Raw genomic sequence first — 14,243 nt, forward strand, 5'->3', positions numbered from 1 at the left:
TACGCTAACCGGATGACGATACGTGAACTCCCCTACACCGCCCCGGCCGACCTGGCCGATGCCGTGCGCAGCGAAGGCTATGCCTTGCTGCGTCCCCTCGACGTGGCCCGCCTCGCAGGCTGCACCCTGACCGAGCTCGATGCGCTGGTGCCGAGCTGGGACCGGCTGGAACTCGACAACTACCTGAAGGACGGCGGGCGCTATCGCCGGCGCCGGCACTCCTGCTTCATCGACGACGGCAGCAAACTGACGCAGACGCCGCACCGCGCGCACTGGCAGCCGGTCGAGTACAACGCCCTGCACGGCGGCATGCACCGCCTGTTCGAACCGGTGGAACCGGCAACCGTCGCCCTGCCCGCCTGGGAGCGCCTGCTGCACGCGCTGGGCGAGGTCTGTTCGAACGTCGCCGGCCACCACACCTGGCGCGTCGAAGCGCACCAGTTCCGCATCGATACCGCCGACGGCATCGGCCGCCCGACACCCGAAGGCGCGCACCGCGACGGCGTCGATTTCGTCGCGGTGATCCTGATCGGGCGCACCGGCATCAAGGGCGGCGAGACGCGGGTGTTCGAGGCCGAAGGGTCGATGGGCAAGCGCTTCACCATGACCGAGCCCTGGACCCTGCTGCTGCTCGACGACGCCGCCGTGATCCACGAATCGACCCCGATCCAGCCGCTCGCCGAGCATGGCCACCGCGACACGCTGGTGCTGACCTGGCGCGCCGGTTCCTTCCAGGGCGAAGGCGCCTGAACGACAAAGCCGGCGCGGGATAAAAAAACGCCCACGAACCTTGCGGTTGGCGGGCGGCAATCCAATTTTCGGAGAAAACTGGAGGAGACGGTTTCAATATAACGCAGTTTTTTGTGCACCGCAATACCGTACAACTACTGTGCTCATTGCCGCAAGGAACCGCTTCCGACCGCACGCCGCCCGCCTTTGTTTGCTGCACCGCGCCATCCCATCTTCCGATTCTTAATAACGCAGGAAAGCTTCGCCCAGCAGCAGCGCTTTCAAGCTGCCGGCATCCGCCGGGCGGTTGCGCGCGGCCGCCATGGCGGCAGCCGAGGGCGTAGGCGCATCCATCAATACCGGGCCTGGCTGGGCGAGCCTGCCCGGCCCGACCGCGCCCTCCGGCATGGCCCGCAGCGGCGGGGCCGACGAGGCCTGTTCGTGGGGCCGCGGCGCGGGCGCCGCGAGCAGCAGGCGGCCTTCAAGCAGGCGCACCACGAAATCCGCACGCTCCCCGGCGTCCATCGGCGCCTGGCGCCCGTACACCGGCGCACCGGCCTGCGCCAGCACCTCCACCAGCGGCGCCGCATCATGCAGCACGATGCCGCTCGCCCGCACCGCCGAGACCACGAAACGCAGCGCGTCCTTGCGCTTGCTGCCCATCTCTGCCGGGGCCAGGAAGGCAGGGCTGGCGAACAGGCTGCGCAGCACGGCTGCCTGGTCGCCGCCCGTGTCCTGCCACACCCGCGTCAGCCTACGAACGAGCGTTGCCGGCGGGGCGGAGACGAACTGCCCGGCCAGCGCGCGCACGGCTTCCTGGTCGTTGCGCCCCTTGATGCGCCGGCCCTGCATGCGCGGATGCCGGGCCACGGCAGCGCGCAGCACGGCATGCCCGCCGAAGACGTACGGGCGCACCGCGTCGCGCGCGATCGCGCCGATGCCGGCCGCATCCAGCCCCTTGCCTTCGACGATGCCGAAATGGGCCAGCCAGAATGCGCACAGGACTTCCTCGAGCTGGCGCGGGCTGGCGATCGCGCGCAGCAGGGCTTGCGCACGCGCCCCGGCGGCGTCCGTGCCGGGCTCGCGCAGCTGCGTCTCGAGATAAGGTGGCAAGGGCGGCGGCGCGAGCTGGCTGTCGACATAGGCGGAGACACCCATGGCGCGCACTCTGGCCAGCTCGCCCGGCGCGGGGCCATAGCCCAGCCGGTTCAGCAGGTGCAGCGCGGCTTGCCCGCCGACGGCGTCATCGGCACGGGCGCCCGGGGTGCACAGCGCCCCCCATGCCAGCAGTGCAGGCAGCGCGAAACGCAGGAAGGTCGGACAGGATCGCATGAGTACTGTTATATCCCCGCGGCGCCCGGGCTGCGCACCGGTTTCGTAAAATATTGTAAAGCCCCGAAGTCGCTGGGCGCAGCGGGCCCATTGCGCGCTCAAGACATTGCATTTTTGCTACACTTCACAGCTTAACCGAAAGCCTGCCAAACATATGCCTACCCTCCGCCACCTTCCCCCGGCCGCCCTGGTTTCCGTCGCCGGCGCCGCCCTGTGCTTTGCCGCTGCGCTGGCCGTGCCGACCCGCGCCACCGCCAAGGACGAAAAGCCCGCCGCGCCAACGCCGGCCCTGACCGTCACCACGACCCAGCCCTCGAACACCTCCCTGCCCCTGGGCTTGAGCGCCAACGGCAGCGTCGCCGCCTGGCAGGAAGCGATAATCGGCAGCGAGTCGAACGGACTGCGCCTGACGGAAGTAAAGGTCAACGTGGGCGACGTCGTGAAAAAGGGCGACACCCTGGCCGTGTTCGCGAGCGAAACCGTGCGCGCCGACGTCGAGCAGGCGCGCGCCGCCTTGCTGGAAGCGCAGGCCAATGCCGCCGAGGCCAAGGCCAACGCAGACCGGGCCCGCGCCCTGCGCAGCTCCGGCGCGCTGAGCGAGCAGCAGATCACCCAATACTTCACGGCCGAGCGCACCGCGGCCGCGCGCGTGAGCGCAGCCAAGGCCACGCTGGAGCAGCAGAACCTGCGCCTGCGCTTTGCCACCGTCACCGCGCCCGACAGCGGCATCATCTCGGCGCGCAGCGCCACGGTGGGCGCCGTGGTCGGCGCCGGCACCGAACTGTTTCGCATGATCCGCCAGGGCCGCCTCGAATGGCGAGCCGAGATCACCTCAAACGACCTGGGTCGCATCAAGCCGGGCATGCGCGCCGCGGTGCGCGCCGCCAGCGGCCTTGAAATCAGCGGCAAGGTGCGCGCCGTGGCCCCGACCGTCGATCCGCAGACCCGCCTGGCGCTGGTGTATGTCGACCTGCCGCCATCGCTGTCCGCCAACGCGCCGCTCAAGGCCGGCATGTTCGCCAGCGGCCGTTTCGAGCTGGGCACATCGAACGCCCTCACCGTGCCGCAGCAGGCGGTCGCCGTGCGCGACGGCTTCAGTTATGTGTTCCGCCTCAATCGCGACAGCCGCGTGAGCCAGCTGAAGGTCAGCACCGGCCGCCGCCTCGGCGACCGGGTCGAGATCGTGGGCGGCCTGGCGGCCGGCACGCCGATCGTGGTCAGCGGCGCGGGCTTTTTGAACGACGGAGACCTGGTCCGTAATGTTGCAACCCCGGTCCCGGCGCCTGCGAAGCCAGCGCCGCGCCAGACCGCGGCACGCTGAGCAAGGCACGATCATGAATTTTTCCGCCCTGTCGATCCGGAACCCGATTCCGGCCATCATGCTGTTCACCCTGCTCACCCTGGCAGGGCTGCTGGCCTTCAAGGCCAACAAGATCCAGGACTTCCCGGACATCGAGCTGCCCATCGTGACCGTCGCCGCCACGCTCGAAGGCGCGGCGCCCGCCCAGCTGGAAACCGAGGTCGCGCGCAAGATCGAGGATTCGGTCGCCACCTTGCAAGGGGTGAAGAACATCTACACCAAGGTGCTCGACGGCGTGGCCACCGTCACCGTCGAATTCGTGCTCGAGAAGGACCTGGCCGAAGCGGTGAACGACGTGCGCGATGCGGTCGCCCGCGTGCGCGCCGACCTGCCGCCCGAGATGCGCGAGCCGAGCGTGACCAAGGCCGCGACCGCCGGCCGCGTGGTCGCCACCTTCACGGCGGCGCCAAGCAAGAGTGCGGGCAGCGCCATGGACGACCAGGAACTGAGCTGGTTCGTCGACAACGACGTGGCCAAGCGCCTGCTGAGCGTACCGGGCCTGGGCGCGGTCAAGCGCGTCGGCGGCGTCACCCGCGAAGTGCGGGTGGAGCTCGATGAGGCCCGCATGGCGGCGCTGCAGGTCTCGGCGCTGGACGTGTCGCGCCAGCTGCGCAACGTGCAGCGCGAAGCGCCGGGCGGACGCGGCGACGTGAACGGCGCCGAACAGTCGGTGCGCACCATCGCCACCGTGCAGTCGGCCTCGGCGCTGGGACAGATGGAGATCCCGCTGCCGGGCGGGCGCCACGTGCGCCTCGACCAGGTGGCCACCGTGACGGACACCGTGGCCGAGCCGCGCTCGATCGCCGAACAGGATGGCCGCAAGGTGGTCGGCTTCGAAATCTTCCGCACCCGCGGCGCGGGCGAGGTCGACGTCGCCGAAGGCGCGCGCGCCACCATGGCCCAGTTGCAGAAGGAACGCCCGGACGTGGTGCTGCGCGAGGTGATCGACAACTCGGCGCCGGTGCAGGAAAACTTCGACGCCTCGATGGAGATGCTGTACGAAGGCGCCCTGCTGGCGGTGCTGGTGGTGTGGTGGTTCCTGCGCGACTGGCGCGCCACGCTCGTGGCGGCTGCTGCCCTGCCGCTGTCGGCGATTCCCGCCTTCCTCGGCCAGTATTTGTTCGGCTACACCCTGAACATGGTGACCCTGCTGTCGCTGGCGCTCGTCATCGGGGTGCTGGTGGACGATGCGATCGTCGAGATCGAGAACATCTCGCGCCACCTGCGCATGGGGAAGACCCCGATGCAGGCGGCGCTGGAAGCGGCCGACGAAATTGGCATGGCGGTGATCGCCACCACCTTCTCGCTGGTGGCGGTGTTCCTGCCGACCGCCTTCATGGGCGGCATCCCCGGTAAATTCTTCAAGCAGTTCGGCTGGACCGCGGTGCTCGCGATCCTCGCATCCCTGGTGGTGGCGCGCCTGCTCACGCCCATGATGGCGGCCTATATCCTCAAGCCGGCCAAGCACCTGGGCGAGGAAAAAGACGGCCGCCTGATGAGCCTTTACATGCGCACCATGCAGTGGTGCCTGCGCCACCGCCTGGTCACCGCGATCGCCTCGGCGCTGTTCTTCGCCGGCTCGGTCGCGCTGGTGGGCTTGCTGCCGACCGGCTTCGTGCCGCCGGCCGACCGCTCGCAGACACTGGTCACCCTGGAACTGCCGCCCGGCTCGACACTTGCTGAAACTCATACTGTGGCCGAGCAGGCGCGCCTGGCGGCCATGCAGGTCGCCGGCGTCAAGGGCGTGTTCAGCTCGATCGGCGGCGGTTCCAGCGGCGACGCCTTCGCACCGGGCGCCGCGGCGGAAGCGCGCCGCGCCGTGCTGACCGTGACGACCTCGCACCGTGACGATCGCGACACCGGGCTGTCCGACATCGAGCGCGCGCTGCGCGAGAAGGTCGCGCAGATTCCGGGCGCACGCTTCAACGTGGGCGCCAACGACACCGGCACCAAGTTGCAGCTGGTGCTGCGCGGCGAAGACCCGGAAGCGCTGAGCACCGCCGCCCGCCAGGCAGAACGCGAACTGCGTACGCTCAAGGGCATCGGCAACGTCAGCTCCAGCGCCTCGCTGGTGCGTCCCGAAATCATCGTGCGGCCCGACTTTGCGCGCGCCGCCGACCTGGGCGTGACCGCCGCCGCGATCGGCGAGACGGTGCGCGTGGCCACCGCGGGCGACTACGACATCTCGCTGGCGAAGATGAACCTGGCCGAGCGCCAGGTGCCGATCCGCGTCAAGCTGCCGGACGCCGTGCGCGCCGACCTCGATGCGCTGGGACGCCTGACGGTGCCGGGTGCAAACGGACCGGTGCTGCTGGCGAACGTCGCCACCATCACGATGGAAAGCGGCCCGGCCCAGATCGACCGCCTGAACCGCACCCGCAACGTCACGCTCGACGTCGAGCTGCAGGGCCGTTCGCTGGGCGAAGTCAATGAGGAAGCCCGCGCCCTGCCCGTGTTCCAGAAGCTGCCGCCGTCGGTGCAGATCGCGGAACTGGGCGACGCGCAGGAAATGGCGGCCCTGTTCGCCAGCTTCGGCGTGGCCATGCTGATCGGCGTGCTGTGCATCTACGGCGTGCTGGTGCTGCTGTTTAACGACTTCATGCAGCCGGTGACGATCCTGGCGGCGCTGCCGCTGTCGATCGGCGGCGCATTCGTCGCCCTGCTCATCACCAACAGCGCGCTGTCGATGCCGACCATGATCGGCCTGATCATGCTGATGGGGATCGTGACGAAAAACTCGATCCTGCTGGTGGATTACGCGATTTTGGCGCGCAAGGCCGGCATGAACCGTTTCGACGCCCTGGTCGACGCCTGCCACAAACGCAGCCGCCCGATCGTGATGACGACCATCGCCATGGGCGCCGGCATGCTGCCGCTGGCGCTGGGCCTGTCGGGCGACCCGAGCTTCCGTTCGCCGATGGCGATTGCGGTGATCGGCGGCTTGATTACCTCGACCCTGCTGAGCCTGCTGGTGGTGCCGGCAGTGTTCACCTATGTGGATGACTTCGAGCACCTGATGAAGCGCGGGATGGGCAAGCTGCGGCGCAAGCCGAAGCAGGCGCCGGCGCCGGTGGTGGCGACGGATACGGTCAAGTAATTACGGTTTTCGTAGGGTGGGCGGGTCCTCCCGCCCGCGCGTTCAATCGATGTCGGATGGACACCAACCATTTTTGCGGCTGAGCTTCGTGCAGTTGAACGCGCGGCCGGCAAAGCCGGCCACCCTACGTGAAACCACAAAACAAAAAAACCCGGCAGGCTCAGCGCCTGCCGGGTTTTTTATTAACAGCTACACCGATCAGTCGCGGTAGTAGCGGTACTCTTTACGCTCGGTGCTGCTGCCACCCAGCAGCTTGGCCAGCAGGAAGCCGACGCCGGCTGCGACCAGCAGGGCGGTGCCTGGATTGGTCTTCACGTACTCGGTGCTCTTGACCGAGTAGTTCTGATAGGTTTCGTTCAGCTGGCCCTTGCGCGCGCCCAGGGTCTCACCTGCGCCGCTCAGCATGCCGCTCAGGCGATCGACGCCTGCGTGTGCGGTGCCGACCAGGCGATCGACCAGCGGCTGCGCACCTTGTGCGACCGCATCGATTTTCTCGTGCAGCTTGTCTGGCGACACCGATGCAGACACCGACGCCATGGCGCCCTTGATGCCGCCGATTGCCGACGACTTGTCGGTATCCGACGACGACTGCGAGCTTGCGCCGCCCATGCTGCTGCCGGTGGTGCCGGTGCTGCTGCCGCTGGTGCCCAGTGCGCTGTTGGTGCTGCTCGTGCCGCTCAGGCTGCCGCTGCTGCCGGCGCCGCTCGACGACGAGCCGCTCTGCAGGCTGCTGCCCGACGAGCTCGACGACGATCCGCTCAGGCTGCTACCCGACGAGCTCGATGGGCTCGATGGGCTCGACGACGAACCGCTCAGGCTGCTGGTGCCCATGTTGCCCGAACCGATGGCTCCCGAGCCGCTGCTCTGGCTGCTGCCGGACGAGCTGCTGCTCTGGTTCGAACCAGGCGTCTGGTTTTTACCAATGCTCGAACCCAAACCCTCGCGGCTTGCGTCGCTGCCTTTTCCCTCGGTAGATTTCTGATTATCCATGATGTATCCCTCGTTTAAATGTAGACCAACGCGAAGTAGACCGAAACTCGACTATCACCACATTCTTCCTCGATTCCGCCAAAAACAGAACGAAGGGACGAGACTGGCGTGCGCTATATCAAACGGCACTTTGCTCTTTTGCCCAAGGTCACGATCTCATCTCAATGACCTAAAGCCAACGCAAAAGTTCCATGTCTAGCGCCGACGTATTCGTCGTCGCTCGTGGGCGGTCGCTGTGGCGGTCCGAAAATTGCGCGCAGTATCAAACTGCTGCGACACGATACAAAAAATACAATGGATCAGGTTCACTGACCGTGCGTTGACTAACAGAGTCAGGAGATCATGGGAGCCACCCCGAAGTGCTGGTTTTGGCTGATGGGCTCAGTTATTTGATGTAGATCAAATCTTTTGATGGTGGGGCAAACATAGAATCATACGTTTAGAATTTGCCGTAGGGCAACAGGAGAAGTCAGTGCGCAACAATTTGCCCGTCACCAGCAAGGAATACAGGATGCAGGAAGGCCAGTCGATCGTGTCGAAAACCGACACCAAGGGCCGCATCACCTATGTCAACCCGAGCTTCATCGAGGTCAGCGGCTTTTCCGAAGACGAGCTGCTGGGCAAGGCCCACAACCTCGTGCGCCACCCCGACATGCCGCCCGAAGCCTTTGCCGACCTCTGGAAAACGCTCGGCGCCGGCCAGCCCTGGACCGGACTGGTCAAGAATCGCCGCAAGAATGGCGATTTCTACTGGGTCGTTGCGAACGTGGTCCCGGTCAAGGAAGCGGGCAGTGTAGTCGGCTACATGTCCGTGCGCACCACGCCGACGCGCGAGCAGGTTGCCGCGGCGAGCGAACTCTACCGAAAATTCCGCAAGGGCGAACATGGCGCGCTGGCCATCCGCGGCGGGGTTGCCGTGCCCACCGGCATGCGCGCGCGCCTGGCCGCCATGCGCCGTTTGCCGCTGGGACGCCGCCTGGGCCTGGCGCTGGGCCTGCAGGCGCTGCTGCTCGCGGCGCTTGGCCTGGCCGCGGACGGCACCCTGTGGCGCGGCCTGGCCGCATTCGGCGTGCTGGCCAGCTTCGCGGCCTGGGCCGGGCTGCGCGCTGCGATCACGGCGCCGATGCGTGCGGCCCTGGACGCCGTGCATGCGCTGGCCGGCGGCGACCTGTCGCACCTGCCCGACCCATCCGGCCCGGACGACTTCGCACAACTGCTGCGCGCGCTGCGCCAGCTCAATATCAACCTGCAGGCGATCGTCGGCGACGTGCGCGGCAACGTGGAGTCGATCGAACAGGCCACGCGCGAGATCGCCGCCGGCAACCTCGAGCTGGCGGCGCGGACCGAATCGCAGGCGGCCAGCCTGGAGCAGACCGCCGCCAGCCTCGGCCAGATCGCCGCAGCGGTCCAGCAGAACACGGCCGGCGCCATGCGCGCGGACGAGCTCGTCGGCGCCGCCGCCAGGGTTGCCGGGCGCGGCGGCGAAGCCGTCGACAGCGTCGGCACGACGATGGCGCAAATCAGCACCTCGGCCACGCGCATCGTCGACATCATCGGCCTGATCGACGGCATCGCCTTCCAGACAAATATCCTGGCGCTCAATGCCGCCGTCGAAGCCGCGCGCGCGGGCGAACAGGGCCGCGGCTTCGCCGTCGTGGCCGGCGAAGTGCGCAGCCTGGCCCAGCGCTCGGCCGGCGCCGCCAAGGAAATCAAGCTGCTGATCGAAGACTCGGTGCGCCAGGTGGGCGCAGGCGACGCTCTGGTCGGTGAAGCCGGCCACACCATGCAGCAGGTGGTGGGCTCGGTGCATGGCGCGGCCGTGATCATGCACGAGATCACGCTGGCCAGCCGCGAACAGGGCAGCGGCATCACCCAGCTCAACGGAGCGATGGCCGGACTGGACGTCATGACGCGGCAGAATGCGGCGCTGGTCGAGGAATCGGCTGCGGCCTCGCACAGCGTTGCGCAGCAGGCGGCGCAACTGGCGCAGGCTTTGTCGGTGTTCAAGCTCGATCGCCGCCCCTGAAAGAGGTCAACCGGCCAAATTTGATGCAAGTCAAGGATTTTGCTCGAACGCATCAATACACTCCTCCCATCAAGTCGAGCCGCAGCCCGCGGCCCGGCAGGCAGCAGGAGTGGTCTACATGCTTCACCAACATATCCCCGTCAGTACGATCCGCAACGCGCCGGCTCCCTTCGCCAATACCGTCGACTTCGACCCCGAACTCATCCGGCGCCTGAGCAGGAACGGCCCGCGCTACACCTCCTATCCCACGGCCGATCGCTTCGACGACGGCTTCAGCTACCGCGACTACCTGCACGCCGTCGCCTCGGTGCGCACGCGCGGCGCACCGCGCTCGCTGTCGCTGTACCTGCACATTCCGTTTTGCGAGTCCGTCTGCTATTACTGCGCCTGCAACAAGATCGTCACCAGGAACCGTGACAAGGCGGCCACCTACCTGGGCTACCTGAAACGCGAGATCGCGATCCAGGGCGCGCTGTTCGCGGGCCTGAACGACATCGAGCAGCTGCATTTCGGCGGCGGCACGCCGACCTACCTGTCGGATGCGCAGATGGGCGAGCTGATGGCCCACCTGCGCCGCCATTTCAGATTCGCAGCGGACGAAACCGGCGAGTATTCGATCGAGGTCGACCCGCGCACCGTATCGACGGAGCGCATACACAGCCTGCGGCGCCAGGGCTTCAACCGGATCAGCCTCGGCGTGCAGGATTTCGACACCGCGGTGCAGCAGGCGGTCAACCGCGTCCAGGCCGAAGCCGACACCCGCGCCATCATGACGGCGGCGCGCGAGGCGGGCTTCCGTTCGGTGAGCATCGACCTGATCTACGGCCTGCCCAAGCAGAGCCTGGCGACGATGGCCGCCACCATCGACAAGGTGATCGACGCCGGCCCCGACCGGATCTCGATCTACCATTACGCCCACCTGCCGCACGTGTTCAAGCCGCAGCGCCGCATCCTCGAGGCGGACATGCCCGACAGCGAAGAGAAGCTGGCCATGCTGGGCCTGTGCATCGAGCGCCTCACCGGCGCCGGCTACGTCTATATCGGCATGGACCATTTCGCCAAACCCGACGACGACCTCGCCGTGGCCCAGCGCCAGGGCCGCCTGCAGCGCAACTTCCAGGGCTATTCGACGCATGCCGACAGCGACCTGATTGCCTGCGGCGTCTCGGCCATCGGCGCGGTCGGCGCCACCTACAGCCAGAACGCGAAGACGCTCGAGGCCTATTACGAGGCGCTCGACAACAACGAGTTGCCGGTCGTGCGCGGCATCGCGCTCGAGATGGACGACCTCCTGCGCCGCAGCGTCATCGGAAAACTGATGTGCCAGTTCGAGCTCTCGGTGTCCGCCATCGAGCAGGCCTTTCCGATCAGCTTCGCCCGCTATTTCGCCTCCGAACTGGCGGCGCTGCGCACGCTCGAAACGGATGGCCTGGTCACCCTCGACGGCGACTGGATCACGGTGACGATGCGCGGACGCCTCCTGATCCGCAATGTCTGCATGGTGTTCGACCGCTACCTGGCCGCACCCGGCGCCGCGCCGCGCCATTCGCGCACCGTCTGACGATGAGCCTGAGCCTCTTTCCCGTGTTCCTGGTGGGGCTGCTCGGCAGCGTCCACTGCGCCGGCATGTGCGGCGGTATCGTCGGCGCCCTGTCACTGGCGCCGACGCGTGCGCGCGGCAATGGCATCGTCATCCGCTTGCGCACCGTCGCGGCGGCGCCGGCCGGCCTGCAGGCGGCCGCCTACAATGCCGGGCGCCTCGCGAGCTATACCAGCGCCGGCCTGCTTGCGGGCGGGCTGGCCGAGGGCGCGTCGAACCTGTCCGCGCTGCCGGCGCTGCAAGGGGTCGCCTATGTGCTGGCCAACCTGCTGCTGGCGGCGCTCGGCCTGCACCTGATGGGGGCCTGGTCCGGCATCGCCCGGCTCGAACGCGGCGGACAGCTGCTGTGGCGGCAGGTGCGTCCGCTGCTCGCGCGCCTCGGCCCGCCCGACACGCCGGGCCGGATGTTCGCCGCCGGTGCGCTGTGGGGCTGGCTGCCTTGCGCCATGGTCTACAGCGTGCTGGTGACGGCGATGCTGAGCGGCTCGGCCGTGTCCGGCGCGCTGGTGATGCTGGCCTTCGGCCTCGGGACGCTGCCGATGATGCTGGCGCTCGGCCTGGCCGGGGCGCGCCTGCGCGGCTGGCTGCGCCTGGCAGCCGTGCGCCTGGCCTGTGGCGCGACCGTGCTCGCCTTCGGCCTGATCGGCCTGGCGCGCGCCGCCGGCGGCCTGCCGGCCAGCTGGCTGCAGGTGCTGTGCGTGACGCCCGGGATGGCGCCATGAGGGACGATGCCGGCGCCGCACAGGCCTGCTTCCACTGCGGCCTGGCGCTCGCCGGCAGGCGCTGGTCGGCGCGCGTCGGCGGCATCGACCGCCCGATGTGCTGTCCCGGCTGCGCGGCCGCGGCCCAGGTCATCGTCGATGCGGGTTGCGCGGACTACTACGACACCCGGACCGCCTACGGCGCCACCGTCCCGGACGACGATGCGCCCGAACTCGACCTGTTCGATGCGAACGGCAACACCGGCGAAGGCAGTTTCACGGTCGAGGGCCTGCGCTGCGCGGCCTGCGCCTGGCTGATCGAGCGCCGCGTCCAGGCCGTGCCGGGCGTGTCCGCAGCCACGCTCAACGTCAGCAACGAGCGCCTGCGGGCAAGCTGGGATCCGGCCCTGTGCAAGGCCAGCACCATCGTGCGCGCGCTGCGCGCCGTCGGCTACACGGCCTACCCCTATGATCCGCAGCGCCACGGCGAGCAGCTGGAACAGGCCCGCCGCAAGCTGTTTCGCCAGCTCTTCATCGCCGGCCTGTCGATGATGCAGGTGATGATGTACGCGGTCCCGGTCTATATGGCGACCGACGGCACGATGGACGCCGACATGCGGGCGCTGATGGGCTGGGCCTCGCTGCTGCTGACCCTGCCGGCCGTGCTGTACTCGGCCCAGCCTTTCTTCGCCGGCGCCTGGCGCGACCTGCGCCGCGGCATGCCCGGCATGGATGTGCCGGTCGCGCTCGGGATCGGCGCCGCGTTCGCGGGCAGCACGGCCGCCCTGGTGCGCGGGCACGGCGAGGTGTACTTCGATTCGGTGACGATGTTCGTGTTCCTGCTGCTGGGAAGCCGCTACCTGGAGCTGACGGCACGCCGGCGTGCGGCCGGCGCGCTGGAGTCGCTGCAGGCCGGCTTGCCGGCGTCGGCGCAGCGCATGCGGGCCTATCCGGCCACGCGCGCGGCCGAGCTGGTCGCCGCGGCCGCGCTGCGGCCCGGCGACATGGTACTGGTGGCGCCGGGGCAGGCGGCGCCCGCCGACGGCGTGATCGTCGAAGGCGAGACCGAGGCCGACCTGGCCCTGCTCACCGGCGAAAGCCGCACGCGGCGCATGGGGCCGGGCGACAGCATGCCCGGTGGCGCCGTCAACGTGACCCAGGCGATCGTGCTGCGGGTCGGCGCGGCGGCGGCCGACAGCACGCTGGCGATGCTGGTGCGCCTGGCCGAACGCGCGGGCAGTGGCAAGCCGCAGCTGGCCTTGTGGGCCGACCGCGTCGCCGCCTGGTCGGTCGCCGCGCTGCTGGTGCTGACGGTGCTGGTCTTCGCGGCATGGCAGGCCATCGACCCGGCGCGCGCCTGGCCCGCTGCAATCGCGGTGCTGGTCGTGACTTGTCCCTGCGCGCTGTCGCTGGCCACCCCGACGGCGCTGGCGGCGGCGACCGACAGCCTGCTGCGCCGGGGCGTGCTGGCGCTTAGCCCCCACGCGCTCGAAACCCTCGAGCGCTCCACCCACGTGGTGTTCGACAAGACCGGCACCTTGAGCATGGGCCGGCCACGGGTGCGCGCCACGCAGGTGTTCGAACGGGGCGACGCGGCTGCCGCCTTGACTGTGGCAGCGGCGCTGGAATCGGACAGCGCGCATCCGCTGGCGCAGGCGATCCGCGCCGCCGCCACCGCAGGCCCCCTCCCCCAGGCCACCGGGCTGCATGCCACGGTCGGGCGCGGCATCGAAGGCGAGATCGGCGGCCAGCGCTACCGGCTCGGCAGCGCTGCCTTCGTGCAGGAGCTTGCCGGCTGCGCCCCGCCGTCCGTCGCGGCGGCCGAGGGCAGCGCCGTCTGGCTCGGGCAGGCCGGCAGCTGGCTGGCGCGCTTCGATATCGCGGACACCCTGCGTCCGGAAGCGCAGGAACTGGTGCGCCGCTTCGAGGCGGCCGGCAAGACCGTGGTGCTCCTGAGCGGTGACGAGGAGCGCGCCGTCGCCGCGGTCGCCGCCCGGCTCGGCATCCGGCAGGCCGCCGGCGCCCGGCTGCCCGAACAAAAACTCGCCTACGTACGCCGCCTGCAGCAAGCCGGGGCGGTGGTGGCGATGGTGGGCGACGGCATCAACGACGCGGCCGTGCTGCGCGGCGCCGATGTGTCGTTCGCGATGGGAAGCGGCGCGCCGCTGGCGCAGCTGCACGCCGACGCCGTCCTGCTGGGCGACAGCCTGGCGCCGCTGCAGGCCGCCGCCGACACGGCGCGCCGCAGCCTGCGCATCATCCGCCAGAACCTGGCCTGGGCCAGCGCCTATAACCTGGTCGCGATTCCCGCCGCGGCCACCGGCCTGCTCAACCCCTGGGTGTCAAGCATCGGCATGGCGGCCAGCTCGGCCATCGTCGTGCTCAACGCACTGCGCCTGAGGCACTAG

General features: G+C 68.9%; 9 protein-coding genes. 7 read left to right on the top strand and 2 right to left on the bottom strand.

What is annotated here, in order from left to right; genetic code table 11:
* The first annotated feature begins 12 nt into the window (after positions 1-12).
* A complete protein-coding gene (locus tag AC56LR_RS00270) occupies positions 13-750 on the top strand; it encodes a 2OG-Fe dioxygenase family protein (RefSeq protein ID WP_497126174.1) in 738 nt (245 codons plus the stop codon).
* A 222-nt stretch (positions 751-972) separates the two neighbouring features.
* Here AC56LR_RS00270 and AC56LR_RS00275 read toward each other — a convergent pair whose 3' ends face one another.
* Positions 973-2,061 (bottom strand): DUF1800 family protein, encoded by a 1,089-nt coding sequence (locus AC56LR_RS00275; protein WP_497126176.1) that lies wholly within the window; start codon positions 2,059-2,061, stop codon positions 973-975.
* A 154-nt stretch (positions 2,062-2,215) separates the two neighbouring features.
* On the opposite strand from AC56LR_RS00275, the gene AC56LR_RS00280 reads away from it, so the two are divergent.
* On the top strand, positions 2,216-3,382 hold the full coding sequence (locus AC56LR_RS00280) for an efflux RND transporter periplasmic adaptor subunit (RefSeq protein WP_497126178.1): 1,167 nt from the start codon (positions 2,216-2,218) through the stop codon (positions 3,380-3,382).
* A 13-nt stretch (positions 3,383-3,395) separates the two neighbouring features.
* Entirely contained in the window at positions 3,396-6,518 is a 3,123-nt protein-coding gene (locus tag AC56LR_RS00285; protein WP_497126180.1) for an efflux RND transporter permease subunit, read from the top strand.
* Between the two features lie 198 nt (positions 6,519-6,716).
* On the opposite strand, the gene AC56LR_RS00290 is transcribed toward AC56LR_RS00285, so the two are convergent.
* The gene (locus AC56LR_RS00290; RefSeq protein ID WP_497126183.1) at positions 6,717-7,508 is read right to left on the bottom strand and encodes a hypothetical protein; all 792 of its coding nucleotides are present in this window, start codon (positions 7,506-7,508) and stop codon (positions 6,717-6,719) included.
* A 472-nt stretch (positions 7,509-7,980) separates the two neighbouring features.
* Here AC56LR_RS00290 and AC56LR_RS00295 point away from each other — a divergent pair, with 472 nt between their 5' ends.
* The 4 genes from AC56LR_RS00295 (at position 7,981) to AC56LR_RS00310 (ending at position 14,243) form a co-directional block, all read left to right on the top strand.
* Entirely contained in the window at positions 7,981-9,534 is a 1,554-nt protein-coding gene (locus AC56LR_RS00295; RefSeq protein ID WP_497126185.1) for a methyl-accepting chemotaxis protein, read from the top strand.
* A 118-nt stretch (positions 9,535-9,652) separates the two neighbouring features.
* Entirely contained in the window at positions 9,653-11,095 is a 1,443-nt protein-coding gene (hemN, locus tag AC56LR_RS00300) for an oxygen-independent coproporphyrinogen III oxidase (RefSeq protein WP_497126187.1), read from the top strand.
* Positions 11,096-11,097: 2 nt separating this feature from the next.
* Positions 11,098-11,856, top strand: a complete 759-nt coding sequence (locus tag AC56LR_RS00305; protein ID WP_497126189.1) for a sulfite exporter TauE/SafE family protein — start codon at positions 11,098-11,100, stop codon at positions 11,854-11,856.
* Positions 11,853-14,243, top strand: a complete 2,391-nt coding sequence (locus AC56LR_RS00310) for a heavy metal translocating P-type ATPase (protein ID WP_497126191.1) — start codon at positions 11,853-11,855, stop codon at positions 14,241-14,243. Before AC56LR_RS00305 ends, AC56LR_RS00310 begins: the two co-directional genes overlap by 4 nt.

Source organism: Telluria sp. ZT3P39 (genome assembly GCF_059685935.1).